This window comes from Leptospira sp. B5-022 (genome assembly GCF_000347035.1).
GTDB lineage: Bacteria > Spirochaetota > Leptospiria > Leptospirales > Leptospiraceae > Leptospira_B > Leptospira_B cinconiae.
The window spans coordinates 25754-51783 of record NZ_ANIJ01000039.1; the positions used below are offsets into that span (position 1 = coordinate 25754).

General features: G+C 41.4%; 27 protein-coding genes. 18 read left to right on the top strand and 9 right to left on the bottom strand.

Annotation, left to right across the window (positions count from 1 at the left end; translation table 11 throughout):
- Window positions 1–78 precede the first annotated feature (78 nt).
- Window positions 79–1290 carry an acetyl-CoA C-acetyltransferase gene (locus LEP1GSC192_RS15785; RefSeq protein WP_020770996.1) on the top strand — a complete coding sequence of 404 codons (1212 nt, stop codon included), beginning with the start codon at window positions 79–81 and terminating at the stop codon, window positions 1288–1290.
- A 126-nt stretch (window positions 1291–1416) separates the two neighbouring features.
- Here LEP1GSC192_RS15785 and LEP1GSC192_RS15790 read toward each other — a convergent pair whose 3' ends face one another.
- Both LEP1GSC192_RS15790 and LEP1GSC192_RS15795 read right to left on the bottom strand, forming a co-directional pair.
- Window positions 1417–2583, bottom strand: a complete 1167-nt coding sequence (locus LEP1GSC192_RS15790; protein WP_081603615.1) for an acyltransferase family protein — start codon at window positions 2581–2583, stop codon at window positions 1417–1419.
- Window positions 2543–3565, bottom strand: a complete 1023-nt coding sequence (locus tag LEP1GSC192_RS15795; RefSeq protein ID WP_020770993.1) for a DUF2804 domain-containing protein — start codon at window positions 3563–3565, stop codon at window positions 2543–2545. The genes LEP1GSC192_RS15790 and LEP1GSC192_RS15795 overlap by 41 nt, the downstream gene beginning before the upstream one ends.
- A gap of 138 nt (window positions 3566–3703) precedes the next feature.
- Here LEP1GSC192_RS15795 and LEP1GSC192_RS15800 point away from each other — a divergent pair, with 138 nt between their 5' ends.
- Window positions 3704–4591 (top strand): hypothetical protein, encoded by an 888-nt coding sequence (locus tag LEP1GSC192_RS15800; protein WP_020770988.1) that lies wholly within the window; start codon window positions 3704–3706, stop codon window positions 4589–4591.
- A gap of 40 nt (window positions 4592–4631) precedes the next feature.
- Window positions 4632–6419, top strand: a complete 1788-nt coding sequence (locus tag LEP1GSC192_RS15805; RefSeq protein ID WP_020770992.1) for a transglutaminase family protein — start codon at window positions 4632–4634, stop codon at window positions 6417–6419.
- 51 nt (window positions 6420–6470) lie between these two features.
- On the opposite strand, the gene LEP1GSC192_RS15810 is transcribed toward LEP1GSC192_RS15805, so the two are convergent.
- Window positions 6471–7064 (bottom strand): hypothetical protein, encoded by a 594-nt coding sequence (locus tag LEP1GSC192_RS15810; protein WP_020771005.1) that lies wholly within the window; start codon window positions 7062–7064, stop codon window positions 6471–6473.
- Window positions 7065–7093: 29 nt separating this feature from the next.
- Between LEP1GSC192_RS15810 and LEP1GSC192_RS15815 the strand changes: the two genes are divergently transcribed.
- The 7 genes from LEP1GSC192_RS15815 to LEP1GSC192_RS15845 all read left to right on the top strand — a co-directional run bounded on the left by LEP1GSC192_RS15815 (window position 7094) and on the right by LEP1GSC192_RS15845 (window position 12761).
- A complete protein-coding gene (locus LEP1GSC192_RS15815) occupies window positions 7094–8443 on the top strand; it encodes a hypothetical protein (protein ID WP_036090585.1) in 1350 nt (449 codons plus the stop codon).
- Between the two features lie 60 nt (window positions 8444–8503).
- A complete protein-coding gene (locus LEP1GSC192_RS15820) occupies window positions 8504–9325 on the top strand; it encodes an aldo/keto reductase (protein ID WP_036090587.1) in 822 nt (273 codons plus the stop codon).
- Window positions 9326–9406: 81 nt separating this feature from the next.
- The gene (locus tag LEP1GSC192_RS15825) at window positions 9407–9856 is read left to right on the top strand and encodes a MarR family winged helix-turn-helix transcriptional regulator (protein ID WP_020771002.1); all 450 of its coding nucleotides are present in this window, start codon (window positions 9407–9409) and stop codon (window positions 9854–9856) included.
- A gap of 103 nt (window positions 9857–9959) precedes the next feature.
- The gene (locus tag LEP1GSC192_RS15830; protein WP_020771010.1) at window positions 9960–10397 is read left to right on the top strand and encodes a DoxX family protein; all 438 of its coding nucleotides are present in this window, start codon (window positions 9960–9962) and stop codon (window positions 10395–10397) included.
- 324 nt (window positions 10398–10721) lie between these two features.
- Window positions 10722–12077 carry a sensor histidine kinase gene (locus LEP1GSC192_RS15835; protein WP_020771007.1) on the top strand — a complete coding sequence of 452 codons (1356 nt, stop codon included), beginning with the start codon at window positions 10722–10724 and terminating at the stop codon, window positions 12075–12077.
- A 64-nt stretch (window positions 12078–12141) separates the two neighbouring features.
- Window positions 12142–12423 carry a GNAT family N-acetyltransferase gene (locus LEP1GSC192_RS15840; RefSeq protein ID WP_020770987.1) on the top strand — a complete coding sequence of 94 codons (282 nt, stop codon included), beginning with the start codon at window positions 12142–12144 and terminating at the stop codon, window positions 12421–12423.
- Window positions 12420–12761, top strand: coding sequence for a VOC family protein (locus tag LEP1GSC192_RS15845; protein ID WP_020770994.1), 342 nt, complete (start codon window positions 12420–12422; stop codon window positions 12759–12761). Before LEP1GSC192_RS15840 ends, LEP1GSC192_RS15845 begins: the two co-directional genes overlap by 4 nt.
- On the opposite strand, the gene LEP1GSC192_RS15850 is transcribed toward LEP1GSC192_RS15845, so the two are convergent.
- A complete protein-coding gene (locus LEP1GSC192_RS15850) occupies window positions 12758–13996 on the bottom strand; it encodes an NAD(P)/FAD-dependent oxidoreductase (RefSeq protein ID WP_020771000.1) in 1239 nt (412 codons plus the stop codon). The genes LEP1GSC192_RS15845 and LEP1GSC192_RS15850 overlap by 4 nt on opposite strands.
- A 10-nt stretch (window positions 13997–14006) precedes the next feature.
- The gene (locus LEP1GSC192_RS15855; protein ID WP_020771018.1) at window positions 14007–14873 is read right to left on the bottom strand and encodes a pirin family protein; all 867 of its coding nucleotides are present in this window, start codon (window positions 14871–14873) and stop codon (window positions 14007–14009) included.
- A gap of 75 nt (window positions 14874–14948) precedes the next feature.
- Here LEP1GSC192_RS15855 and LEP1GSC192_RS15860 point away from each other — a divergent pair, with 75 nt between their 5' ends.
- Window positions 14949–15419 carry an SRPBCC family protein gene (locus LEP1GSC192_RS15860; protein ID WP_036090591.1) on the top strand — a complete coding sequence of 157 codons (471 nt, stop codon included), beginning with the start codon at window positions 14949–14951 and terminating at the stop codon, window positions 15417–15419.
- Between the two features lie 102 nt (window positions 15420–15521).
- Window positions 15522–17225: a response regulator gene (locus LEP1GSC192_RS15865; protein WP_020770990.1), complete on the top strand. Its 1704-nt coding sequence runs from the start codon at window positions 15522–15524 to the stop codon at window positions 17223–17225.
- Between the two features lie 58 nt (window positions 17226–17283).
- Here LEP1GSC192_RS15865 and LEP1GSC192_RS15870 read toward each other — a convergent pair whose 3' ends face one another.
- The 3 genes from LEP1GSC192_RS15870 to ilvB all read right to left on the bottom strand — a co-directional run bounded on the left by LEP1GSC192_RS15870 (window position 17284) and on the right by ilvB (window position 21227).
- On the bottom strand, window positions 17284–17874 hold the full coding sequence (locus LEP1GSC192_RS15870; RefSeq protein ID WP_020770985.1) for an aminodeoxychorismate/anthranilate synthase component II: 591 nt from the start codon (window positions 17872–17874) through the stop codon (window positions 17284–17286).
- Window positions 17871–19289 carry an anthranilate synthase component I family protein gene (locus LEP1GSC192_RS15875; RefSeq protein WP_020770991.1) on the bottom strand — a complete coding sequence of 473 codons (1419 nt, stop codon included), beginning with the start codon at window positions 19287–19289 and terminating at the stop codon, window positions 17871–17873. Before LEP1GSC192_RS15875 ends, LEP1GSC192_RS15870 begins: the two co-directional genes overlap by 4 nt.
- A gap of 210 nt (window positions 19290–19499) precedes the next feature.
- On the bottom strand, window positions 19500–21227 hold the full coding sequence (gene ilvB / locus LEP1GSC192_RS15880) for a biosynthetic-type acetolactate synthase large subunit (RefSeq protein ID WP_020771015.1): 1728 nt from the start codon (window positions 21225–21227) through the stop codon (window positions 19500–19502).
- Between the two features lie 349 nt (window positions 21228–21576).
- Here ilvB and tpx point away from each other — a divergent pair, with 349 nt between their 5' ends.
- From tpx to LEP1GSC192_RS15910, 6 genes are all read left to right on the top strand, one after another.
- Window positions 21577–22092, top strand: a complete 516-nt coding sequence (gene tpx, locus LEP1GSC192_RS15885; protein WP_020771011.1) for a thiol peroxidase — start codon at window positions 21577–21579, stop codon at window positions 22090–22092.
- A gap of 30 nt (window positions 22093–22122) precedes the next feature.
- Complete coding sequence (locus LEP1GSC192_RS15890) at window positions 22123–22779, top strand: SGNH/GDSL hydrolase family protein (protein WP_157186924.1); 657 nt, start codon at window positions 22123–22125, stop codon at window positions 22777–22779.
- 100 nt (window positions 22780–22879) lie between these two features.
- A complete protein-coding gene (locus tag LEP1GSC192_RS15895; protein ID WP_232421066.1) occupies window positions 22880–23596 on the top strand; it encodes a hypothetical protein in 717 nt (238 codons plus the stop codon).
- Window positions 23597–23760: 164 nt separating this feature from the next.
- Window positions 23761–24480 carry a sterol desaturase family protein gene (locus tag LEP1GSC192_RS15900; protein ID WP_020770989.1) on the top strand — a complete coding sequence of 240 codons (720 nt, stop codon included), beginning with the start codon at window positions 23761–23763 and terminating at the stop codon, window positions 24478–24480.
- Window positions 24481–24489: 9 nt separating this feature from the next.
- Window positions 24490–24915, top strand: a complete 426-nt coding sequence (locus LEP1GSC192_RS15905; protein ID WP_020771003.1) for a DUF3995 domain-containing protein — start codon at window positions 24490–24492, stop codon at window positions 24913–24915.
- A gap of 105 nt (window positions 24916–25020) precedes the next feature.
- Entirely contained in the window at window positions 25021–25449 is a 429-nt protein-coding gene (locus LEP1GSC192_RS15910) for a thioesterase family protein (protein ID WP_020771008.1), read from the top strand.
- 157 nt (window positions 25450–25606) lie between these two features.
- Here the strand turns inward: LEP1GSC192_RS15910 and LEP1GSC192_RS20105 are convergent.
- The coding region (locus LEP1GSC192_RS20105) for a hypothetical protein (protein ID WP_036090595.1) at window positions 25607–26030 on the bottom strand (424 nt) is incomplete at its 5' end.

Below are 26030 nucleotides of genomic sequence, written 5' to 3' on the forward strand. Positions count from 1 at the left end.
ACTAAAGCTGGAAGCATATTTCGTTTTTGAACATAAGTTCAAGAATAACCGAACGGCTTTCGTTATAGGAGAAATACTATGTCCAACGCATACGTAATCGATGCGGTTCGCACCCCGAGAGGGAAAGGTAAAAAAAGGGGAACACTTGCCTCGGTTCACCCGCAAGAATTATCGGCCTCTACTTTAAAAGCAATCCAAGAGAGAAACGGATTAAAGCCGGAAATCGTAGAAGAAGTTGTCTTAGGTTGTGTCTCTCAAGTGGACGATCAAGCAGCATGTATAGCTCGTTATGCGGTTATGGCTGCGCAATGGCCTAATTCCGTTCCGGGATATACGGTAAATCGTTTCTGCGGATCCGGATTACAAGCCGTAAACAATATCGCAAACCATGTCCAATCAGGAGCAATTCCCGTGGGGTTAGGCGGTGGAGTAGAATCCATGAGCCGTGTAAAAATGGGAGCGGACCTAGGGGACCGGGATTTTAATATAGGAAATCCTAATATACAAAAACATTATAATCTTGTTCCTCAAGGAATTTCTGCGGACCTGATCGCAACCAAATACGATATCAGCAGGGAAGAAGCGGACAAATTCGCGGAATCTTCCCAGCTGAAAGCGGACAAAGCGATAAAAGAAGGCGCATTCAAAAAATCGATCATTCCTATTAAATTAGAAGATGGAACAGTAGTAGATACCGATGAGAATCCTCGTATCGAATCGGACTACACATTCCTCTCGGGCTTAGGAGCGGTTTTCAAAACTATCGGAGAAAAAGAATTAGATGCGATCGCATTAAGATCCTATCCTGAGGTAGGAAAGATCAATCATATTCATACGCTAGGAAATTCTTCCGGGATCGTGGACGGTGCAGCCTCCGTTTTGATCGCTAACGACGAAGGGATCAAAAAATACGGGTTAAAACCGAGGGCAAAGATACTCTCCACAGTTGCAACGGGAGAGGACCCGACCATCATGTTAACCGGACCTGTTTCCGCTTCCAAAAAAGCTCTACAAATGGCGGGTCTTAAAGTAGAAGATATCGATCTTTGGGAGATCAACGAAGCATTCGCTTCCGTTGTGCTTTATACCCAAAAAACTCTCGGAATCCCTCTGGAAAAGATCAACGTAAACGGAGGAGCGATCGCTTTGGGACATCCTTTAGGAGCAACCGGTGCTATTCTTCTCGGGACCGCACTAGACGAATTAGAAAGAAGGAATAAACGTTACGCACTCATTACGCTCTGTATAGGCGGAGGAATGGGGATCGCAACCGTAATCGAAAAGATCTAATTTCTAATTTTTCGAATTTTATAAGCGCCGTTTTTCCTTGGGGAAGCGGCGTTTTTATTTTTATTATCAAATTTCAACTTTTAACAACAAAGACCTTCTTGCCGAGGTAAAACACTCGGTCGGTCCTTAAATTCTCCAGTATAATCTCTTTTTATCCAAAAGGAAAAGGATCAAAAACCATAAGACCAGCACGGTAACCGAATATAGGAAAGAACTCAACTCGGGAGATTCTATCCAACTTTTATAATATTCTTGGTAAATCATGTTCTTCAATGGAATTTTTTTTCCTTCCGGAGAAGTGACCATGATGATATTCAAACTTCTGGCAAATATCCCCGAACCGAAAAATACCAATAAAGCGTTCTTACCGAATGGAAGTAAAAAACTTTGTAGGCTACCAAATCCAAATATATTATATTTTTCTAAAACTGTAAATAGAGAAATAACGACCAGAGCCCAGCCCGCGGTCCAAAGAGAATAAGTCCCTGTCCATAAACTTTTGTTGATCGGATAATATATTCCCCAGATCCCACCTACCAGTAATAAGATAAACCCGCCTAACGCTATTTTCCCGGACACAGAAAGCGGAGATTCTTTCCTCTCCGAAGAGACTTTTACGAATTCGCCAGTAAAGATCCCGCAGAAGACCGATACGATAGACGCGAAGGAAGTTAAAAGTCCTTCCGGATCCCAGACTTTACCGAATTTCCACAAATGTGCTTGGCCGAATAATTGTCTGTCTATCCAAGCCCCCCAGTCTTTTCCTTCTTTCATACTGGGTTCTGAGGCTCCGGGAGGAGGTACAAATTCCAATAAATACCAATACGCGACCAATAATGATAAAAATAGAAAGATCCTGACTTTTAGATTTTTCTCTCCGTATAAAACAGCCCCGAAAAAATAGGCAAATCCTATTCTTTGCAAAACTCCCGGAAATCTAAGATTGGAAAAACTCCATTCACCGAAAAAATTCAAGACCAACCCAAGAAAGACCAGAATGAATGCACGCTTTAGTATTTTAGGAAATTCTTGTATTCCATTTGATATGGAAAAAGGAATGGAAGCGCCTACTGCGAAAAGAAAAAAAGGAAACACCAGATCCGTAGGCGTACATCCGTCCCATTTTGCATGTTTGAGAGGCCAATACATATTGGACCAAGTCCCGGGATTGTTCACTAGGATCATTCCGGCAACAGTCAAACCCCGCAAAAGATCTATGGATAGAATACGGAGCGATTTCAAATTTCGAATACTACCAAAGGGATCTATGGAATTCCGTAAAACCCCAGACATCCTTAATCTGGACTTCCCTTCCCTTATCCGGCCTGAAACTTCCTGAAAATTTTCCCACAAATTGCCTGAAGTACAATTTAGTCCAGATCAGGTTCACTTTTTCCCTTCTCTCCCCCTTGGGTTCGAATTCCAAACGGATCCGTCCGTCTTCGTCCCAAAGTCTCCACGGTTTATAAGGATCTTTATGAGAAAAATCGAATATACATCTGCTCACTCTTTGTCTTTCGGAATCGATCCAGTAGGCATTTTCGGGAAAAAAACTTTCGTTTACTAAGGCAGCGAAATTAGCTCCGATCTTTGTCCTGTCGGGAAGAACCGAAGAGAAAGCGGCCCAGTACCAATTTGTCTCTCTTCTCAAATAACCGCCGGACCAGTCATAGACCATTGTAGTCCTGGAAGGATCTTGGACCAGTTCCTTCTTCTCATATTTGACACTGATACGATCAGGAACTAAAGGAGAACATTTTTCAGTAAAAGTCCAACGACTAGGCTCGGACGGATTTAACACTCTCAGAGGATTATGAGTGCTAAGAGAGTAAGGAAATTCTCCGGAGATCTCCAGTTTATTTCCAAAGTTTGCATCGAGTAGAAGTTTCCCTTCCGAATGGGACTTTCGGATATTCAAGAAGGACTTTCCCTTTTTGAAAGAGATTGTATATTCATCCGGATTGGCTGGGAATTTTAAGGCAAGACCTAAGTCGGGTCCTTTTACGTCGAATTCGTAAACCTTACCCTGATCGAATTTATACAGGTAGGCAAACACGTTATACGCATAGCCTAGGCTTACAGCCGCGATCCCGACCAAACAATCTTCCATCAAGATCCCTAGATAATTGAAAGAATGGAACGCGAACTTCTTTTTAAGCCCTTTGATCTCTTTCCCGAAAAAATCCAGAAGACTAAAATCAAGATGATTGAATTCGATCGGACCATCCCACACTCCATAGTGAACTTGATTTTCGGGTCCGATAATTTTTTGCATAGATTTCGCTCGATTTTCGAACGCTCGGATGAAAAATCAATGGGATTTCTACCCTATCAATCAAATCTGCTTTACAATTAACTTTTTCGTACCAAGATCGACCTAACAATCGTTCGGGAAAGTCGGCATAACCATTTTATGGGAGAAATCCAGAGCAAGCATGCAGGAAGTAGAGAAAATCTCGAAACTTCCGACTTAAAAACTCTGAAAGATAAAAAAACTTCCCGAGAGATCTCAGTTCTTCTCTATCGAGTATTGTTTCGAAGTGAAGAAGTTCGGGGAGGCGCGGTCAAAGTAGTTAAAGAGACATTTATTCGTACCCATTCCAATCACCCGGAACTTTTCCCGATTCTAGACAGAACAAAGTTTGTTCGGGACATGATCTCCGTATTCAAAACTTCTACCGTCCTTAGCCCGGAAAAGTTAGAACCGTTCTTTGCTTCTATTCATGCAGCTTTTCAAAATGAGATCCGATATTTATTAGGTAAGTCCACTCAGTTTACTTTCGATATCATGTTCCAAGTGATAGAGTCTATCCTTCAAGAGATGAGTCATCCGGAAGACCAAAGAACGGTGGATGTAAAAGATAGGGAACTGATCTTAAAACACTTTAGAGCTTATAACGACCTTTCCAAATACTTCAATAAGATGGGGACTTCCAAGGCAGTGATAGATAAAAAGGACGATATCATCACTGAGATCTCGATCAATCATAGAGAGATCACGATCGTCTCCATCGAGAATATGTTCCGAAATATTTTGGCCCAAATCCTTCTTTCCAGAAAGTACAACTGCGGGACCCTGATCGATAAATGGTCTACCGAATACGGCTTTGGTCCGGAACAGGCTCAGTCTATGCGAAATTACATCCAAGACACTGCGACTCTGACCGATTTCAGGACACAGTATGCAAACGCATTACGTGCCATCGGGACGGAGAATGATATGGACCTCATGTTCCTCAGAACATTATCCAACTATTATGCTTCCTGGGTGACCCAGGTTTCCGAACAGATCCCTGCTTAAGCCGGTTTGATTTTATACCTGAAATCCGTCCAAAGAACGGATGAACTGCTTACGACTTCCTCTTTTTTCGATCCCCCTATTCCTTTGTTTATTCGTTGTTGAATTGGCTTCCGAACCCGCTTATTCTTCCATGAAATGGGAAGCCGCAATTCCTGAAATATTCTCACCTTCTCCCTTAGCTCCCGAAGAAAAGATCAAATCCGTTCAAGGAAGTTTACTGATAGGAGAAGAACTTTTTTTACCCGCCAATTTTCCGGATACGAACGGAAAGAACACGGGAGGTTTGATCATCCGAAACATTAAGAGTGGAACTACAAATCGGTTGGATCTAAAGGAAACGGTTAGAGGTCTTGCATTCGATAAGGAAGAAGGGCAAATTTACGTAAGACTTAAAAAAGAAATCATCATATTGCAGAACGGCTCGTTCGAAATTAAGAAAAAGATCCCTTTTTACCAAACAGGAGTCGCTTGGGGAAATATAGGCTTTCTCCAAGGAAAACTTTTCGAGATCCGAGAAAATAAACTCATTCTGTATGATAAGGAAACCGGAACGGAGATAGAACAAAAGGATTTGCCTCTTCCTAAAGTACCCTTTGCATTCGATTGTTCCGGAAAAGAGATTTTCTTTTGGTATTCCAAGGATGGTACAAATCTTCATTCTTATGATCCGATTTTGAACCGGATCAAAAACAGTTTTACGGTCCATTTGGGATCAAAAGAAGCCGGAAAACTATCCTGTTTTAAAAACGATCTAGTGGTTCTCAGTCCGGAATCGGGAGTTTATCAAAATCTAATACGGATCGGTAACGATTATTATTCCGGAAAAGAGGAAAATCTCGTATTAAAAGGAAATTTAAGCTATCGATTCTCGCCAAGCAGAGATATGGTACGTTTCAATTTAAAGATCACTCCGAAAGAAAATTCTCCGGAAACGGAAATTGCCGTAGCTATTCCGCCTCAGGAAACTTCTTCCCAAGTGCTGAACGATGAAAAATTCTATCCGAACGGAAAATTAACCGAAGACAAACAGAATAATCGCACCTTGATTATTCCGATCCCCGCCTTAAGTTCGGGACAAACCTGGGAAGAAACCGTATATTCAGCTAAATTAGTAAGATATAATATAGATTCAGGCCTCTCTCGCTTTCAAACTCCTTGGGAAGATTGGAAAGTACCGAACGAATGGAAACAGTATCTTGAAGATGCTTCCGTTTATAAGATCTCCGATCCTGAGATCGTTCGGATCAAAGAAGAACTCAAGTCTACCGCCCCGAATGTGGAGGAATATATCCAAGCGGTGTATAAATACATCCGTAAGAATATGGTATATAAACAGGATGGAAAATTTGATCCTGCACCTACAGTTCTTCAAAACGGTCACGGCTCTTGTACGGAGCATAGTTATGCTCAAATCTCCCTACTAAGAAGCGCCGGGATACCGGCGAGAATGGCTTGGAACTGGCTCCCTGTAGGAGAAAAAGTAGAGCTAAATCATAAGATCGCGGAAGTATGGCATCCTTCCTTCGGATGGATCCCTATGGAGCCTTTAGCTCCTCCCAGAAGCAGAGCCGGACTAACATATGCAAAACATATAATATTTGCCGTGCTCAATCAACCTAATCACACGATCATCAAAGGAGGGGATACCTTGGCCAATTTTACAAAGCCGGCCGCAGGAGCAACCAGATCGATCTCGATAGAATTGCTCCCTGAAATTTCCCATAGATCCTCAAAACAAAATGATACCGGAACTGAGGAAATTTATCCGAAATCGAATTCGGTAAAAAATCGTATATTAGAAAAATCCGAAGAAAGGATCGTAGAATAAAAAGGTGGGCAAACGCCGCGGCCGAATACAACTTTGCGGCGTTTTCGAATATTATCCGATCCTTTTTAAAGAATAACCTAAACAATAAGAGGCGGCAGCTAATCCGTAATGAAAGAGATCCACTCTAGGGAGTCCTGCAATCGTTCCAACGGTTCCGATCACAAGTCCGGATAGAATGAATAGAAGCGCTCCTGCAATCCCATACAATGCGGTCGTTTTATTAGATCCTTTGTATTTTTGGATACATACCACTAAAACAGCGATCAACGCAATCGCTCCGATCAAAGTGGAATACAAACCTAATGGATAAAGATAACTTAATATAGCTAAAACTAATAGGATCAGGCTAAGCAGATTCCAAGTTTTTCCGTCTATCTTTCCGAAGCCGGCATGGAAAAAAGCGATCCCGATCCATGGAACTCCGACCACACCTGCAATATGAACGATTGGTCTGTAGATGGGGCTGATCCAATTTCCTCCTAAGAAAAAAACCACGCCAAGAAGAGCTCCTAAACCGATCAAAAAAAGACCGTAGGCTCCTCCTTTTTTAGAAACGTTTCCTTTAGCGGAAGACTGGACGGAAAGACCGGCCCATGCGGCAAAGATTGCCAATACTAAATCCGAAATAGCAGTACTAATTTGCATGACGAACAAAGAATCCGATCCGAACCAAAATGCAAGAAGGATTCGTTTTAAAATTGATTTTCCTAGAGTCTTCCCTAATCTCAGGTCTTTTTATTATGAGCTTGGACTCTTGGATATCCGAATCGGATAGAATTCGTAAAGAAACCAAAAACCCCTATTCGAGCGGATGTATATTCACTATCGGGATCTTAACTTTCGGCGTATTCGGAAGTATTGCTTCCTTTTTTTTCGGTGTGCTATTCCTCACAGCAGAAGATAAGATCTTCCCCGGATTCGGATTCTTTTTCTGTATTTCGCTCGTTACTATTTTTATCATTACGATGAGAAGTTACAGAAAAGCATCTCATATAATAAGAACCATAGAGATCCAAACGGATACTTATTTACTTTCCGTAAGAGAGACTGGTAAATCCGATGTAGAACTTCCTCTTTCCGAATTTATCTCTTATATGATATTGTTCAGAATGGAAAGATCTTCCTCTTCCGGTAGCAGCTCTTCTACCGGCAGCACTTGGAAATACTGGGACTTGTATTTGTTACATAGAGACGGAGGGTGTATCTTGTTGGAAACTTTCCGAGATGCGGACTCTCTTAAAAAAGGATTAGAATTTTTTAAAACAAAACTTCCGCTTCCGATTTGGGACAGATCCGAACTACTCCTCACCGATCCGGAAACAAAAGATATACCTAAAAGGCAAGATCCAAAAATAATTGAACCTTCTCCATGGGTGAAAACGGAATCTAAAGACCAAGGAACTAAGATCGAAATTATAGAACCTAAATCTGCAGGAAAAACTTTCATTACCATCCTAGTTCCGTTATTGTTTTACGGAGCATGGTTCGCGATCTTACATTCTTTCCTTGGAAATTCCGAAAATCTGATCTTTCTCATCTTCTTTATTCCGTTTTCGGCGATCTTTTTGGGGGTCGTTACCGTGATGACTATTTTTATTTTATTCAAAAAAACGGAAATAATCGCAAATTCATTCGAATTAAAGTTACGTTACTCCACCAGGATCCCCATTTTAAGCAGTTTATTATACAAGGAAAGAAGTATCCCTATTACTTACATTAGAAACGTACGCACGATCCGAATGGAAAAAGATAATCAGATCCTATGTGTCGCATTAAAATCTTCTAATGGACTCAGGCAAAGGAACTTTTTGGATATTCTTTACAATGTCCAAGCCGTAAATATTTCCGCAAAACAACTCCCGGGAGATGCGGAACTTCTGGGAATTATAACCTTGGGCTCCTGGTTACCAAAAGGTCCGGGGTATAACGATCTGGTATTTGCGGAGAATGTTCTGGAGTCCGTCATGAACTTAAGAGAAGAATCCCTGACATTCTCGGAATTAGCTTCTTCCCCCAAAAAATAAATCACATAGTTTCGGGATAAGGATCACCCGATCTTTCTTTTCAGGAGTCTAAAAAAACAAATGCAAAATTTAGTATTAGATCAATCCGTCCGGCTTAACAACGGAGTTGAGATGCCGGTCTTAGGGCTGGGAGTTTGGAAAACAAGATCCGGAAAAGAATGTATAGATTCTGTTTTAAATGCACTTGAATTCGGATATAGGCATATAGATACCGCAAAAATTTACGGGAACGAATCCGATGTGGGAGAAGCGATCAAGAAGAGCGGAGTCCCCAGAAAGGAATTATTCATCACAACAAAGTTATGGAATAGCGACCAAAAAAATCCGCGAAAATATTTGGATGAATCTTTAAAGACCTTAGGTCTGGACACGATCGATCTATACCTAATTCATTTTCCGGTTGCAGGTACCAGAAAACAAGCCTGGATAGAATTAGAAAAAGCATATAAAGAAGGTTTGGTCCGAGCGATAGGAGTAAGCAACTATACCGTTCCACATTTACAGGAACTATTCCGATATGCGGAGATCGTTCCCGCAGTGAACCAAGTAGAATACCATCCATTCCTAAATCAAAACGAACTATTGAACACATGCAAAATAAATAATATAATGCTGGAAGCTTATAGCCCCCTCGCCCATGGCAAAAAAATTTCCGACCCTAAACTCGCTGCGCTCGCATCAAAATACGGAAAAACTCCCGCGCAAGTCCTAATCCGATGGGCAATCGACAAAGGCCTGGTAGTTATCCCTAAATCGGTCAAAAAAGAAAGGATCTTGGAAAATTCCCAAGTATTCGATTTTAAGCTCAGTGAGCCGGATCTGATTGAAATGGAAACCTGGAATGAAGACTTCCGGACCTGTTGGGACCCCACTGGGGCGTAATCGACCGGGTTAATCTTCTTTTTTTGTTGACTTTTTTCTTTCTGGGATGTCTATACATTAATAGTTCAATCTTAAAGTATTATGGCCACTCATTATAAAGGAAAACCAAGGGATGTAAAGGTGCTCGATGCCTACATCAAATTGAGTCGTTGTGCGGATTCTATCCGCACAATGGAGGAAAAATTCCTCAGCCAATACAATCTGACAAGCGGCCAATTCGGATGTTTGGAAACTCTTTACCATCTGGGCCCGATGTGCCAAAAAGAGATCGGTCAAAAAATATTTTCCTGCGAGGGAAATATCACGCAGATCATAGACAATTTGGAAAAAAGAAATTTAGTACTCCGAGTTAGAAGCGAAGAGGACAGACGTTATTTTATTATCAATCTTACCGACAAAGGAAAGGAGCTCATCGGGACTTCTTTCCCTGATTATTTGGAACAGCTGAAGGGCAAGATGTCCTGCCTCAGCGATGAAGAACTCAAAAATTTAGGACAGATCTGTAAGACTGTCGGACTCAAAACCGCGTAATAATTAGGAGGGATCTATGTTTTTTGGATTTTTCGGCCCATTACTTTAATAATAAACTATTAACCAATAGACTATATGAACACGAATCATTTAGGAGGTGAGCATGATTCAGAATATTCTCAAAACGGACGCGGATATAACATCGTTAATCCTAAGAGTGACTCTCGCAGTTGTGATGTTCCCACATGGAGCACAAAAGGTACTAGGTTGGTACGGCGGATACGGATTCTCCGGAACATACGCATACTTAACCGGTGCAGGATTTCCGGGTTTTTTAGTAATACTTTTATTTATCGCAGAATTTTTGGGGCCAATCGGATTACTTTCCGGTCTTCTAACAAGAGTTGCCGCAGCAGGGATCGGAGTCGCAATGACGGTAGCAATACTACCTCACGCAGAATACGGTTTCTTTATGAACTGGGCAGGAAGCCAAAAAGGAGAAGGTTTCGAATTCCATCTACTGATGGTAGCGATCTCCTTAGCATTAGTGATCAAGGGAGGAGGAAAACTTTCCTTGGACGGAGCGATTTCTAAAAAATAAGTCATACCAATTATACCTAACTACCAACTTGAAAGAGGTCCTCGGGCCTCTTTTTTTTATCCTAAGAATCGCTCAGTCTTTCGAATAACGTGCAATTTTCACGACGAAAAATTGTTTTAAAAAACGATCTAGATGACTGAAAAATCAAAAGCCTAACCATAAGGGTCTAATATTCATTCGATTTCCACCTATTACTTAAAGAAGAGAAAAAGGATCTTACATAATTCATTATGAAAATAGAAACAATTAAAATTCTCTACCGCTTTTTATTCGAACTAGAGTATCATTGTTTTGATAGATTCCAGTAGTCTATTCATAACAAATATGGAAAAAGGACAAAAGTCCGGTCCACTTGATCGGATTTTCAAATCGATCCAAGGATATCTAACTCCAAAAGCTCCGGTCTCTTCCGGACTTTCCTTTTGGAGAGAACTCATCTTAACTTCTATCTTATTCACTATGACAATACTTGGGACAGTGGTGTATTTTCCGAGCGTGTATCTCGCATGGAAGGAAGGTAAGACGGAAGTATTGTGGATAGATTCGTTCTCACTTGGATTGGTTTACCTTCTTCTATTGGTTAAAGGAATAAATTTTTCCGTTAAAGCTACCTTAGTCCTTACGATGAATTATTGTTTAGGACTATCTCTTTTGATATTTGTAGGACCGGAAGGTGGAGGATTACTTTGGTTGTTTCCCTTTCCGGTACTTGCAGGAGTTTTATTCGGTTTGAGCCCTTCTCTACTCGGTCTTTTGGCGAATATGATCGCGGTCTTTATTGCATCCAGAGCGCAATTTTACATGAACCTTCCTTGGCACATGGCTCCGGAAAGATTATATGTCGTTGGTTTGAACTTTCTAATAGCAAATACCATCGTATGTGTTCCCCTTACTATTCTAATGAGAGGATTACAGGAAAGTGTACAAAGAAGACACGAATACCTTACCAATCTTAGATTACGAAAAGCTCATATATACAGATCTAAGCGTATTCTAGAAAAAGAGATCGCAACAAGGATTGAAATAGAAAGGACCTTGGAGGAAAATTTAAGGGAAAAAGAAGTATTACTTCACGAGATCCACCATAGGGTCAAAAATAATCTACAGATCGTTTCCGGAATGCTGAACTTACAAAACATGTATTCCGGCGAATCGGCTACTTCCGAAATTCTGTCCAAGGCACAGAATAGGATTACTGCAATGGCGATGATCCATGATCATCTCTACAAGCAGGACAAATTTGCGAATGTGGACATGAAGACATATTTGGAATCCCTTTTAAGACACCTAGTTACTTCTTATTTTCCGTCCGGGAATCGGATCGGCTTCGATGCGGATCTAGATCCAGTTAGACTTTCTATGGAAAAGGCGATCCCTTGCGGTTTGATCGTAACCGAGTTGATGTCAAACTCCCTAAAACATGCATTCCCGAGCGAAGCCAAAGGGAATATTTTCGTTCAGCTAAAGGTAAAGGAGAATAAGATCCATCTTACCGTGAAAGACGACGGTGTAGGAATGCCTGGCATCCAAGAATGGTTCGGCCAGACTTCTTCCAAAAAATACGACCAGGATTCCTCATTGGGATTAATGATCATTCGTTCTTTATGCAACCAACTTAAGGCCGAGCTTGATCTGAAAAATATCGGCGGAACCTCCGTTTGCTTGATTTTTAAAACTTGATCGATTTATATTGTTTTAGCTCTGCAAAGCTTACCCGAAGAGAGTCGAATCCATAGAGGGCAAAATGAACTCAGTCCAACACGATGTCGCCGGCAAAAAATTCCTGATCCTACAAGACGGAAGAGAAGCTCACCTAGTTTATAGGGAGATAGGCTCCCATGTTTGGGACCTGTATCATACCTTTGTTCCGACCGATTTTAGAGGGAAAGGGATCGCTTCCCAGCTTGCGGAAGCTGCTCTAAAGACTGCAAGGGCCGAAACGAAAAAAGTTATCCCGAATTGTTCTTTTGTACAAACCTATCTGAAGCGGCACCCAGAATATTCGGATCTGGTGATTATGGAATGATCCATCATATCGCGATCTCCACTCAAAACCCTGAAACATTAAAAAATTTTTATATATCCATCCCGGGATTATCCTTCGAAAAAGATCATTTTTACCGGGAGGGTGGACTTAGATCTTCTTGGTTTTTAGCGGGAACCGTCCGTATCATGATCGAAAAGGAAGAAATATCCAAAGCTCCCCATGCTTTGATCTTCTCCGCCACAAAAAAGGAAGAAAGAGATCTGATAGATTCCTTATTCGGAAATTCATTTATAGAAAAAACGGATTTTACGAAGTATCTTAAGGATCCCGACGGAAATCGATTAGGGTTTAGTTCTTATCCGGACCCTTGGAACTAAATATCAGCCATAGCTTTTGCCGCAATATAAGAAGTGGTCCACGCATTTTGGAAATTGAATCCGCCCGTAATCCCATCTATATCCAATACTTCTCCCGCAAAATAAAGCCCTGGATGGAGTCTACTTTCCATTTTGGAAAAATCCACCTCTCTGCGGCGAACTCCTCCGCAAGTCACAAACTCTTCTTTAAAAACTCCCTTGCCGGAAACTTTCAAGACGGTTCTCTTTAAAATTTCTTCCGCTTGGTGTAATTCTTTGGAAGAGATTTCGGACCATCTTTTTTCGGGACCGCAGGACTTCTCCCAGACCCTTTCCCAAAATCGGGACGGGAGATCGAACTCGGAACGACTTGCTGGTTTTTTGGCAGGACTATCCTTTTTTTTCTCCAAAAATATCTCCCTCAATTTTTGTCTAGAGAGATTAGGCACCCAATCTACGAGCAGTTCCGCTTTATAATCGGTATCAAATAATTCACGTGCCGCCCAAGCGGAAAGTTTTAGGACCGCAGGACCGCTTAATCCCCAATGAGTAAAAAGGATCGGTCCTTTTTGTTTTAGTTTAGAATTTCTGAATATGATTTCTACGTCCTGAACTGTCAGTCCCTGGAATCCGTCCAATAACGGATCTGATATCTCGAATGTGAATAAAGAAGGGACCGGGGATTCTATAGTGTGTCCCATATTTTCCAGCCATCCCCACACTTTACGAGAAGAACCGCTTGCGACCAGAACGAAATCGAAATATTCCTCTCCTTCCTCGGTTTGTATCCTGAACCTTTTACCGTTCGGATCTTCATTTTTATAAATTCCTAATATAGAAATTTTAGTACGTATCTTGACTCCGGATCTTTTCGCTTCTTCCAATAAACAATTGATGATGGTTTCGGAATTATCGGTGACGGGGAACATCCTACCGTCACTTTCCGTTTTTAATTTTACTCCCCTGGATTCGAAAAAACGGATCGTGTCCTTGGGCTGGAACATCTCGAATGCTCTTTTGAGTTCCTTCTCCCCTCTTGGATAACGTTTGGACAATTCTTCCGGATCGAAACAGGAATGGGTGACATTACATCGTCCTCCTCCGGAAATTTTCACTTTGGATAATACGTTAGGGGATTTTTCGTATAGTTGGACAGATATTCGTTCTTTCGAAAGAATTTTAGTCTGGATGGCTCCGAAAAAACCGGCGGCGCCGCCGCCGATCACTGCTAATTTTTTGGTTTGGGTTTCTTCCATGAATGGGGAATTATATTGTCCCCATTTTTCCAGCCGAATAATCTTCGAAGGCTTGTTGTATCTCTTGAGGAGTGCTCATCACGAAAGGGCCATAACGTGCCACAGGTTCGTTCAAAGGTTGTCCTCCAAGGATCAAAATTTCCCAGGCATAATTTTCAGGAGCTCTTAGGCCTATACTACCTTCTCCCCCTTGGTAGAAGACTGTTTCCCCTTCTACGAGATCGACTTCGGCATCCGTATCAATAACAGTACCTTCCCCCACGAAAGGATATACCAGAATATTATAATCTTTTGGTACAGGCACTTCGGCATAGGAACCCGGAGAAAGTTTCAAATGGAAGAACGTAATCGGTGTCTGAGTTTGGATCACTGCATTCGTTCCCCAAAGTTCTCCTGCGATCACCTTTGCCCAAACACCGTCTTTTTCTGCCACAGGCAACTCGGAAGAATCCACTTCCTGGTATTTCGGGGAAATAAGTTTTTTATCCCTTGGGAGATTGACCCATATCTGGAATCCGTGCATTCTTCCGCCTCTGGATTGAAAATCAGCCGAAGGAAGTTCCGAATGCACAAGGCCTGCCCCCGCAGTCATCCATTGAATTCCACCTTCTTTTAATTTTCCGGCATGTCCCCAGGAATCTCTGTGTTCCATTTCTCCGGACAATAGATACGTAACGGTCTCAAAACCTCTATGAGGATGATCGGGAGCTCCGATCGCTTTACCAGGTTCATAAACAACCGGTCCCATTTCGTCCAAAAGCAAAAAAGGATCCCAATAAGAAAATTGCGGAACTGGAAAAGGTCTGCGGACTGGAAATCCTCCACCCTCGATAGTTTTTTCGGCGATTCTTGTTCCGGTTATTCGTCTAAAACCCATATTTCCTCCCTATATTACATTGGACTCAAAAAAGAGTCTTAAGGGAATTCTTTTTAAGGTAAGAGAGAAGTTTCCATGGCGACGACAACGATTGCTTTTACTGTGCCGATCTCTTTAAGTAGAGCGTTCGATTACGTTTCTAATTTCGAACGTTTTCCGGACTGGTCTGGAAACATCCTCTCTTTTAAGAAGAATGAAAGTACTTCCGGTTTTCAAGTAAAAGTTAGATTTTGGTTTTTCCCGTGTAAGTTCGAATACAGGATTATAGAATCAAAATATCCTAGTAGATTGGTATTCCGGATCAAAAGTAGATTTTCGGATCAGACCGAGACATTCTCCTTCTACCCTGACCCAAAAGGTTCCGATACGGATACTAAGATCCTCTTTACAAGTCAAATGGAGTTGTCCGGATTATATAAAATTTTCGGATCCTGGATCTTCTGCAAGATATTCAAAAATACGAGACGGGATATTCGAAAATTGCAGGAGATCCTTTCCCAAGGTAAAATCTTAGGAATTCGTAATTTTCAAGTGATACATGATTAACCTTAAGTATAAATTATTGATCGGATAAATGCTTGTGTTTTTACTTTTAAAAGTAGATTATACTACATTATTTTTTCGTCCTAAAGAGTATCGTATTTGGTTATGGAAAATCTTCCTTATAGCGTCGCTCCCTTACCCAAAAACGAAGACGAAAGGGTACATGCATTAAAACGTTATAGAATTCTGGATACTCTGCCCGAGGAAAAATACGACGGTATTATCAAGGCTGCCTCCCTAATTTGTGGAACACCTATTGCATTGGTTTCCCTCATCGATTCAGAAAGGCAATGGTTCAAGGCTAGAATGGGTCTAAATGTCGAAGAGACTCCTCGCCAAATTTCCTTTTGTCAATTTGCCGTTTACGAAAATAAAGTTTTGGTTGTCGAAGACGCTTTAAACGATGATAGATTCCGGGAAAATCCCCTTGTTTTAAATGAACCGAATATTAGATTCTATGCCGGCGCTCCATTAAGAACCCCTGATGGTTACGTTCTGGGCACCTTATGTGTATTAGATACACAACCTAAAAAAATATCCGAGGTGGAAATACAAGCTTTAGAAGCGCTGGCAAATTCAGTGGTTTCTTTCATGGAGTTAGATGCAAAAACTCAGTCGCTGATCCAACTACAGGCTGTGGCATTAGAATTACAAAAAGCGAAAGAACAATTCTTTATCAATATGAACCATGAACTCAGGACACCTGTACATGGTATCCTCGGAATGGTCGATCTACTACATCAAACTGAGGATCCGGAACTTCATAAGGAATATTTAAATTCCTTAACGGAGAGTTCCGAACATCTGATCCGATTGATCAATGACGTAATTGATTTCAGCAAAGCCGAATCCGGTTCCTTACATTTTAGTTTTAAAGAATTCGACATGATCTCTCTTCTGGAAAGATATGCGGAAGAAGCCTCCGACAAGGCATTTAAGAAAGGATTGGCATTTAAAACGATCTTTCCCCCTGCAAGGGAAAGTATTGACGTAAAATCGGATTCCATACGGATCAGACAGATTCTTTCCAATTTAGTTTCCAACGCTTTGAAGTTCACGGAAAAAGGTGGGATTACCGTAGAATTGGAGTTAAGATCCGAAAGCGAGATCGATATTACAGTTTCTTTAAGTGTAAAAGATACCGGTATAGGCATTGAAACAAATAGGATGGAGGCCTTATTCGAAGCATTTTCTCAAACCGATATTTCCACTTCCCGAAAATACGGTGGCACAGGTTTAGGGCTTTCTTTGTGTAAAAGGATCTGTAAGGCATTGGATTGGAATATATTCGCGGAAAGTGAATTAGGGAGAGGTTCCAGATTCGTTTTAGAAATGACCCTTCCAAAAGCGGATCTTTCGGAAAAAATTAAAATAGCAGAATCTAAAAATCGAAGTAATTTCGATTTTTCCGAACATAGGGAACTGAAAGTACTTGTCGCGGAAGACAATCCCGTAAACCAAAAGTTAATCCAAAAAATGCTGGAGAAGTTAGGATTACAATGTACGATTGTTTCCAACGGAATAGACGCCTTGGCTTATTGGGAGGAGAAAGATGTGGATCTTCTTCTTTTAGATATCCAAATGCCGGAATTGAGCGGATTAGAAACTGCAAGGATCCTAAAGAAGAAACCCGGCGCCAAAAAGGTTCCTTGGATCATTGCAGTCACTGCCCATGATAGCCCGGAAGACAGAAAAGCATGTGCAGAAGCCGGCATGGACGATTATTTAGGAAAACCTTTCCGTTTAGAGGACCTCGGAGAAAAGATCCGAGAATTTTTGAAAAATTTTCCTTCCACTATTGCTTCCTAAAGTCTTATTCAGTCCTCAAACTTAGGGGATCGATATGCAGCCCATTTCGGATGGACTGTTATATTAAAAAATTCGAAAGCATCTTCCTTCCTCCTTCCGTAGCGAATGACTCAGGATGGAATTGTACACCCTCCATTCTTTTTTTTAGATTCCGTATACCCATCAGTTCGTTATCTGCATAGGCGGTCCTTTCCCATTCTTTTCCAAGAGAGTTCTCATCCACGACTAAAGAATGATACCTCATCACTTTGAGATTCGTAGGAAGATCCCGATAAACTCCTTTACCGTCCGTTTTGATCTCGGAAATCTTTCCATGCAAAGGATATTCCGCTTTTATAATATTTGCTCCAGCAAAATAAGCCATCCCTTGCATTCCGAGACAAACTCCTAAGATAGGAATTTCTCCTCCTAATTGTTTTAAGATCTCCATGGAACAGCCGAAATATTCAGGTTCTTCCGGAGTTCCGGGTCCTGGAGAAAGTAGAATTCTATCGTACCTTTCCTTTAAAACTTTAGAAACATCCGTCTCATTTTGACGGATCACATCCAATCTAAATCTGTATGGGAACTCTTCTTCTAAAATTTCTCCGACGAGTTGAAATAAATTATAGGAAAATGAATCGTGATGGTCCACTATCAAAACTTTCATCGGATTGCCTCCATCGCTTTCAAAACAGCTCCTAATTTATGACCGATCTCTTCGTATTCCGCGTCCGGATCCGAATCCAATACGATCCCACCTGAGGCTCGGACAACTGCCTCTTCTTCCTTTCTGAAATAACTTCGGATCGGAATACAAAAGGAACAATTTCCATCGAAGCCGAACTTTCCTACGGCCCCTCCATAAGGACCTCTCGGATCGTTTTCTATCCTATGGATGATCTTCATGGATTCTATCTTTGGAGCACCGCTTAACGTTCCGGTAGGGAAAGAAGAAGCCAATCCGGAAAACATATCCTGACCGACTCTTAGAATTCCTGAAACTTCCGTAGAGAGGTGCTGCACATGGCTAAACCTTTTGAGAGCGAAGGAATCTCTCACTTTTACGGTTCCGAATTTGGAAACTCTTCCCAGGTCATTTCGATGCAGATCCACTAACATATTATGTTCTGCGATCTCTTTCGGATCGGAAAGAAGTTGTAACGCAAACTTTCGGTCTTCTTCTTCGTCAGCTCCCCTTCGAATGGTTCCGGCCAAGGGAAAACTTTCCGCAAGTCCATCTTTTAAACGAAATAAAAGTTCGGGACTCGCTCCGAGATGAACTTCTCCCGGAAAACTCATAAAAAACATAAAAGGGGAAGGATTAATTTTTCGCACCGATTTGTATAATTCGAAATCACCTCTTCTTCTGGATACGGCAGTCTCGCCATCTCCTACCAAAAATGTTTTTCGAAAGCCCACTTGGCATTGGAAGGTATTTCCTTTTCGGATCTCTTCTAAAACTTCATCCACCATCATCCTGTGTTCCGCCTTTGTTTTAGAAAAACCTAAATCGACTGATAGGAATTTTCCTTTTTCGGGGTTTTTCTTTTCAAAAATCCCTTCGAACAAAGAGTATCGATCCGTTCCGTAATGAAAATATTTGGATTCTCCCGTCCTTCTATCCAAGAGGATGCCGTCTTCCATCCAAACAAAACAGAACTTAGGAAATTTGGGATGTTCTTTGAGAAGGAGACTTGGCTCCATATCGTTAGCAGCCTCATAGGAAAGATAACCGTAGAGACCTCCCCCGCCCGCTTCCGTACATTCTAAGAAAGATTTTCGGGGAGGAAAAATTTCGGAAAACAACCGGTATGGATTTCCTTTACCGATCTCTTCTCCGTTACATTCCAATCGGTCTCCCTTTGCTTTGAAGATCCTCTTAGGAAAGCCCGAAATAAAACTGTATCTGGAATTATCCGATTCCGGTCCCAAACTTTCGAATAAGATTGCAACCTCGGTTTCCTCCATTAGTTTTCGGAAATATTCCATGACACCTTGTTCCTTCAAGGGGAATGGCCGGAGAATAGGTCTTGGAAAAAGTGAACTTGCTTCTTTTCTGATATTTTGTATCTCTATGGACATAGTCGTCTCCTTAATATTAGGCCCGAAAGGCCTTGCAACACATTAGAAAAAAGGAATATTAAAGTACGATTTGGCCCGGGCGGGGCCACCAAGAGATACTAAAAGTAAAGATAGACGGAACGGACGAAAATAAAGGATCTCCTGATTTCTCGACCGAAATTTCGACCGAGAAATCATTTTGTAAATAAAACCGTATGTAAACGGAGTTTTTCAACCTAAGAGCATCTCCAGATTACTTTTTCCGGGAGGAACCATTGGAAGAACTTGAAGATCCTGATCGATCGGGACAACGATCAGCCCGGGACCCTTCTCTTTCAGGAAATCCTCCAGGTCTTCTAAACTTTTTCCGGCCTCTCCCAGATCTAAACTAGGGATTCCGAAAGCGTTTGCGATTTTGGAAAACTTGGAATGGGGAGGATAGGAACTCCCGTTATACCTGCTACCGTAAAACAAATTCTGCTGTTGACGAACGAGTCCCAAATTACGATTATCAAATATTATAATTTTAATATTCGATTTCAACTCGCTCAGAGTATCCAATTCCTGGATATTCATCAGGATAGAGCCGTCTCCTGAAAAACAAACGATCATAGAATTGGGATCCGCAAGAGAAGCCCCGATTGCCGCAGGCAGACCAAAACCCATAGTGCCTAGTCCGCCGGAAGTTAAAAAGGTTCCGCTTTTACGGAAAGGATAATATTGGGCTACCCACATTTGGTGTTGTCCAACATCCGTGCTGACCCTTGCATTCGGACCTAAGGATCTTGAAACGGACAAAATAATATCCTGAGGAGAAAAACCTTTCGAATTAGGAATCGAATTTAAAGGATACAATTCCTTATAAGAACGGATTTGCTCTCTCCATTCTTCTCTTTTATGGGTGGGGAAATCTCCCATATTCTCCAAAAAATATTTTAGGTCGGAACAGAATCCGAAATCCGGCTTTCTTAACTTTCCGATTTCTTTATAATCGATGTCCACATGGATCACTTTTGCGTTCGGACAGAATGTTTCCAACTTTCCTGTGGCTCGATCGTCAAAACGAACCCCGAACGCCAAAAGAAGATCCGACTCCGATAATAATCGATTCGTATAAGGAGCGCCATGCATACCAAGCATTCCCAAAGACAATTCATGAGTTTGAGGAAAGGAGTCCAAACCCATCAAAGTGCAAACTACAGGAATATCCTGGGTCTTAGCCAATTTCGAGATCAGATCTTCTGCGCCGGAGCTCTTGACTCCCCCGCCGATATATAAAACAGGTTTTTTAGAATTTTCTAATAGAGAATAAAACCTGAGTATGTCCGCTTCCGAGATAAAGATATTAGGAGGATTTGTTTCTTCCTGAGAACTCCAAATAGATTCTATCTGGGACATAGAAAGCGAAATAGGAGAAGCTTGTACATCCTTGGGTACATCTATCCAAACAGGACCAGGCCTGGGACCTTCCGCAATTTGGAAAGCTTCCGGCAGTATACGAATGAGTTCCGATACGGAACGAACTAAATAAGTCTTTTTAGTAATTGGTACTGATAATCCATAAGTATCGATCTCTTGAAAAGCGTCCGTTCCAATGAGAGATAAAGGCACCTGGCCCGTAATTGCGACTAACGGTATTGAATCCGATTTCGCATCAGCAATCGCCGTAATCAGATTTGTAACTCCCGGGCCGGAGGAAGCCAGACATACTGCGGGTTTTTTAGTGATCCTGGCTTCTCCCTGAGCCATAAATCCTCCACCCTGTTCATGCCTGGCAAGGATATGACGTATTCCGCTATTATGAAGCGCATCGTATAACGGTAGATTGGCGCCTCCCGGGATCCCATATACGTTATGGATCCTTCTTCTTTTTAAATAGGTAACGATCAGTTCCGCTCCATTCTGCGGGATCTTATCTTCTCTAAGCCAGGCCTTGTTTTTTTCAGTAATCGTTTCCATTTTTGCCTCACAATGTAGAAATAAAAAAAGCCCCCCTCGGCTTTACGCCGAGAGGGGCTTTTCGAGGATTGCTGCCTACAAAAGAACCTTAGGGCGTAAAGGATAACCAGGGTAGCGTGACCACTACCACCATCCAGAGGACGACCCAAAGGGTTTGGTTAGACTGTAGACCTAATGTATTCATTTTGTAGAAAATGACGGATAAACCGCTGAAGATATTCACGATTTACTCATAAAAATTTGCAAGAACTTTTTAATATCTCACCTTAGTCCGAAAAGGAAGTCCAAAAAAGGATTTTCGTTGCTCTAATCGGCTTTCGACATATCATCCCATCTCAAGGAAATAAAAATGGCAAGCGTCACTCTTAAAGGTAACCCAGTTCAACTCGAAGGAAAATTAGTAGAAGTAGGAGCAAAGGCTCCCGATTTTAACGGAACGGCAAAAGACCTAAGCTCCAAGTCTCTCAAAGATTATAACGGAAAAGTGAAAATCTTAGTTTCAGTCCCAAGTTTAGATACATCCGTATGCGCCATGGAAACCAAAAAGTTCCATGAAAGAGCGACTAAGCTGGATGGGATCGTAACCTTGGTTGTCTCAGGAGATCTACCCTTTGCAATGAATCGTTTTTGCACTATGGAAGGATTGGATTCTCCGAATCTAGTCACACTTTCTCAATTCAGGGATTTTTCTTTTTCTAAAGCGTACGGAACTCATATTGCGGATGGAGGTTTAAAAGGACTTTCTGCAAGAGCCGTATTCGTTGTGGATAAGGACGATACTATCCAATATGTGGAGTTAGTTCCGGAAATCGCAAGCGAGCCGAATTATGAAGCTGCAATCGGAGCGGCAAAAAAATTAGTTTAATCAAAACATTCTATTTAAAAAGAATGTTTTATGCGGAAGCGGAAAGGTTTTGGTAGAAGGTTGCAAACAATCTCAAACCTGACCTTGCTTCTGCTTTTAATATCCCTCTTCAATAATTGCGACAAAGAACCTTCTTCTAATACGGAAGAACTAGTCTCTTATCTTTCAAAACCCTCTTTGGCAATGTATGGGAACAGTATCGTGGCCTCCTGGCCAGTACAAGAACAACTCTCGGATTTTAATACAGTCAAGTTCGCTTTTCCCGGGATAGACACCGCAGAAATCCATTCTTCCGTGGAGAACGATAAGAATCGTTACAATGCATGTCTCTATGAAGGAGGGATCAACGATTTTTTAGGAAATTATTCTCCCACCCAAAGCCAGGTAGATGCGACCATAGATCGACAGATCCAAAGTATACAAATCCTTGTAACAAGATGTGAACATGTAGTTGCATTAAATCTTTGGAATGTAGAATTTCCATGGCCTACACTCGCGGTCGCAATGATCAATGCAGGAATGAAAGAAAGAATTATTTTTGTCCCAAGAATAGACACGGAACTATTGATCCAAAACGATATGCTGAGCGATGGAAATCATCCGAATAAAAACGGATATTATGTTCTCTCCAAAGCCGTAAGAGAGCAGTTAAAACCCTTCTTTCCAATCCTTTATCTAAACGAATAAAGCCATAATAATGAGAATAAAAAGCCTTAAAGTCTGGATTTTCATATATTCCGTTTTTATAATTCCAGTTTTATCCGCTCCAGGAAATGAAGAAAGACCGGTGCATCCAAACCTCAACCAGGAATTGGCAGTATATAATAAAATTTACGTATCCGGAACAGCCACAGACAGAACCCCCCGACAAGAAGATGGATACGAAAGAGATCGAAAACTCTCCGCCGCAGGAGAAATAAAATTTACGGATTCATTTTCAGTTACTGCAAGTTACGGATACGTTGATCATTATGCCACAACCAGAAAGATCTGGAGCGGTTGGGATCGTTGGGCGGTAGGCGTAAAATATTATGTAAAAACGGATCTTGCATCCTTCGGGGGCGGGGTCCAATTTTTCGGGCCTTCCGTTTCTCAACCAAAGGAAGCGGATATCAACCCGGATCTATTCTTGATCCGGGCGTATTTCGGAGCCTTAAAAAGATTCGGCGCATTCTCCATCCAAACGACCGCGAACTTCGAATCCGAAACCAATTCCTCCGGAAAAGAAACCGCGGAAGAGAATTTTAAAAGATTCTTATATTCAGGGCTCACTCTTTCTTATAGTCTAACGTCCAAGACGAATCTACTTTTAGAATTTAGTCATAGGACTACCGTCTCGAATACGATTACGCCGTACTCGGATTATTTTGTGGTCGCACCGGGAGTCCAATATCCAATAAACCAAAACGGATATCTAACTTTTTCCTTGCTATGGCAAACAAGGACAGATTCGAATATAGACCGCGGATTTAAAATTGGATATTTGCACTTTTTCGGGGATTAGCTCCTAATCCGTAGTAAGAAATCGTTTAGACGATTTTCGTTCTTTCAATCTTTAAAAAATAAATCCCTCATATAAAAATTTTCCGATATTTTTCGGGACCCGATTTTTCCGACCAAGTTCTTATCCTCAAAATATACCAGAGGCAAATAACGTAAGAATAAAGTATGTTAGTTGAAATATTTATTATAGCTGGGATATGCCTAGCAATCGAACGAATCATCCCCGGCTGGAAATTGCCTTATGTAAAAACTTGGCCGATCCGAGTCGTCTTAGTAAATTTTATCCAATTAGTGATAGTGGTATTAGCCGGTTTCACTTGGGAAAAATGGTTTTATGGAAATTCAATATTTCATATATCAAAATTTCTGAATCCAGCAATGGGTGGACTCTTTGCTTATTTTATCGCCACTTTCATTTTTTATTGGTGGCATAGATGGAGACACACGTTTGATTTTCTTTGGAGAGGATTTCACCAAATCCATCATAGTCCTCAAAGACTCGAAGTAATCACTTCCTTCTACAAACATCCGGGAGAAATGATTCTTAATTCTATCATAGGAAGTATCTTAATTTACGTGATTTTAGGATTAAGCTATGAAGCGGGAGCAGTTTATACTTTCTGCACCGCCATTGGAGAATTCTTTTATCATACAAATATCAAAACTCCACGCTGGATCGGATATTTTTTCCAAAGACCGGAGATGCACAGAATACATCACCAATACGGAAGACATAAAAACAATTACGGAGATATAGTTTGGTGGGATATGCTTTTCGGGACCTACGAAAATCCTAAAACTTTCGATTATACCTGCGGTTTTGATCCGGAAAAAGAAGAAAGATTGCTGGACATGCTTCTATATCGGGACGTACATAAAGAGTAGAGGTTCCAAATGCAGATAGAGAAATTGATCGGTTTGTTCACAGGAGGAATTCTATTTTTTTTATCTGCATTACATGTCTACTGGGCATTCGGTGGAAAATTAACATCAGTCGCGGTCATTCCGGAAACCAACGGCAAACCTACATTTGTTCCGGGAAGAGGATTAACCTTACTTGTTGCGCTTGTTCTTTTCGCATTCGGAGCAGTAGCTCTTTGGGTCTCCGGTAATATTTTCTCGCCAAATAGAACGAGTGCAATCTTCTCCCTATTAATCTCACTCATTTTTATAGGAAGAGCCATCGGAGATTTTCGACTAGTTGGCTACTTTAAAAAAATCAAAAATACTAAATTCGCAAAATACGATTATCTTCTATATTCACCCGTTTGTATCCTTTTGGGAGCATCTTATCTATATTTGGGTTGGAGAAGTTTTTAGCACTATACTTTGTTTTTCCAACCAATAAATAATTTTATATAAAACAATATTTTCCCCTTTTCTAAATCCTTTCTATTTCAAGTTTAGGAAGAACAGGAGAAGGATATGCAAATCTCTAAATCATTCATTTATGAAATCCCGGTCCTTTGGAGCCAATGTGATCCGAACGGACATTTGAATGTCGGAAACTTCCAAGTATTTCTTCATGAAGGAAGAATGGTCGCTTTAGAAGAAGCAGGCCTCTCCTTTTCCCAAATGAAATCCGAAAACATAGGACCGATGATCCTAAGAGGAGAAACGGATTACAAAGCGGAAATCCGCTATCCCGATACCGCGCTAATCGAAACTCAGTTCGGTGAGATCTCTGGCTCGAGATGTAAGGCATTTCAAAAATTGATACGAAAATCCGACGGCAAAGTTTCCTGCGAATCCGTCTCTCATTGTATCATGTTCGATTTCGGTAAGAAAAGACCATGGAAATACACGGACAAATTCCTGGAAGGTTTAGGACTTTTGGGGCGGCTCCCTCGCTAAGCTCGGGCCGCGCTGCTACGGGCTACGCTTTCGCTTCGGTCCTTCGGACTTCCCCTGCGCATCGCTGCCGCGGTTACATTCACTAAGTCAAGAAAATTCCTTTCGCGTGACAATGTTGGAACTCCTACAAATTCAGCCGCAAATGTAGTTGTATATTTTAAGATTTTATGATATAGGAGAAATCAACTTCTCCCACGAGCCCTCCTCCACCACCCGAACCAGGGTGGGGGCCATTTTTCAACCCAGGTAGGAACTCCGACGAAAGAACCTTTTCCTCTTTGCCGGTTCGTGTGCAATTCAACAATCGCTGCGGATATATGCTGTGCGGTGATTTTAGGTAAGCTTTCGATTCAAACTTTTGGTTTTGATTTAACTCTTCGCTCGTTTGGCCTTCGGCCACCGACTCGCTTCGAATAAACTTGGGGTGCTCTCGATTACGCCTCCGTCTATCTCGAGCTTGCTCGCTCTCTACGGATCGCTCGCAAGGTCGCTGCGGATAAATGCTGTGCGGTGATTTTAGGTAAGCTTTCGATTCAAACTTTTGGTTTTGATTTAACTCTTCGCTCGTTTGGCCTTCGGCC

Coding starts and splice junctions, on each gene's coding strand:
- tpx (WP_020771011.1), top strand. CDS start 21,577: ATGGCAAGCGTCACTCTTAAAGGTAACCCAGTTCAACTCGAAGGAAAA.
- LEP1GSC192_RS15790 (WP_081603615.1), bottom strand. CDS start 2,583: ATGTCTGGGGTTTTACGGAATTCCATAGATCCCTTTGGTAGTATTCGA.
- LEP1GSC192_RS15910 (WP_020771008.1), top strand. CDS start 25,021: ATGCAAATCTCTAAATCATTCATTTATGAAATCCCGGTCCTTTGGAGC.
- LEP1GSC192_RS15890 (WP_157186924.1), top strand. CDS start 22,123: ATGCGGAAGCGGAAAGGTTTTGGTAGAAGGTTGCAAACAATCTCAAAC.
- LEP1GSC192_RS15905 (WP_020771003.1), top strand. CDS start 24,490: ATGCAGATAGAGAAATTGATCGGTTTGTTCACAGGAGGAATTCTATTT.
- LEP1GSC192_RS15810 (WP_020771005.1), bottom strand. CDS start 7,064: ATGCAAATTAGTACTGCTATTTCGGATTTAGTATTGGCAATCTTTGCC.
- LEP1GSC192_RS15830 (WP_020771010.1), top strand. CDS start 9,960: ATGATTCAGAATATTCTCAAAACGGACGCGGATATAACATCGTTAATC.
- LEP1GSC192_RS15900 (WP_020770989.1), top strand. CDS start 23,761: ATGTTAGTTGAAATATTTATTATAGCTGGGATATGCCTAGCAATCGAA.
- LEP1GSC192_RS15800 (WP_020770988.1), top strand. CDS start 3,704: ATGGGAGAAATCCAGAGCAAGCATGCAGGAAGTAGAGAAAATCTCGAA.
- LEP1GSC192_RS15875 (WP_020770991.1), bottom strand. CDS start 19,289: ATGTCCATAGAGATACAAAATATCAGAAAAGAAGCAAGTTCACTTTTT.
- LEP1GSC192_RS15805 (WP_020770992.1), top strand. CDS start 4,632: ATGAACTGCTTACGACTTCCTCTTTTTTCGATCCCCCTATTCCTTTGT.
- LEP1GSC192_RS15860 (WP_036090591.1), top strand. CDS start 14,949: ATGGCGACGACAACGATTGCTTTTACTGTGCCGATCTCTTTAAGTAGA.
- LEP1GSC192_RS15845 (WP_020770994.1), top strand. CDS start 12,420: ATGATCCATCATATCGCGATCTCCACTCAAAACCCTGAAACATTAAAA.
- LEP1GSC192_RS15820 (WP_036090587.1), top strand. CDS start 8,504: ATGCAAAATTTAGTATTAGATCAATCCGTCCGGCTTAACAACGGAGTT.
- LEP1GSC192_RS15865 (WP_020770990.1), top strand. CDS start 15,522: ATGGAAAATCTTCCTTATAGCGTCGCTCCCTTACCCAAAAACGAAGAC.
- LEP1GSC192_RS15855 (WP_020771018.1), bottom strand. CDS start 14,873: ATGGGTTTTAGACGAATAACCGGAACAAGAATCGCCGAAAAAACTATC.
- ilvB (WP_020771015.1), bottom strand. CDS start 21,227: ATGGAAACGATTACTGAAAAAAACAAGGCCTGGCTTAGAGAAGATAAG.
- LEP1GSC192_RS15870 (WP_020770985.1), bottom strand. CDS start 17,874: ATGAAAGTTTTGATAGTGGACCATCACGATTCATTTTCCTATAATTTA.
- LEP1GSC192_RS15825 (WP_020771002.1), top strand. CDS start 9,407: ATGGCCACTCATTATAAAGGAAAACCAAGGGATGTAAAGGTGCTCGAT.
- LEP1GSC192_RS15835 (WP_020771007.1), top strand. CDS start 10,722: ATGGAAAAAGGACAAAAGTCCGGTCCACTTGATCGGATTTTCAAATCG.
- LEP1GSC192_RS15815 (WP_036090585.1), top strand. CDS start 7,094: ATGCAAGAAGGATTCGTTTTAAAATTGATTTTCCTAGAGTCTTCCCTA.
- LEP1GSC192_RS15840 (WP_020770987.1), top strand. CDS start 12,142: ATGAACTCAGTCCAACACGATGTCGCCGGCAAAAAATTCCTGATCCTA.
- LEP1GSC192_RS15850 (WP_020771000.1), bottom strand. CDS start 13,996: ATGGAAGAAACCCAAACCAAAAAATTAGCAGTGATCGGCGGCGGCGCC.
- LEP1GSC192_RS15795 (WP_020770993.1), bottom strand. CDS start 3,565: ATGCAAAAAATTATCGGACCCGAAAATCAAGTTCACTATGGAGTGTGG.
- LEP1GSC192_RS15785 (WP_020770996.1), top strand. CDS start 79: ATGTCCAACGCATACGTAATCGATGCGGTTCGCACCCCGAGAGGGAAA.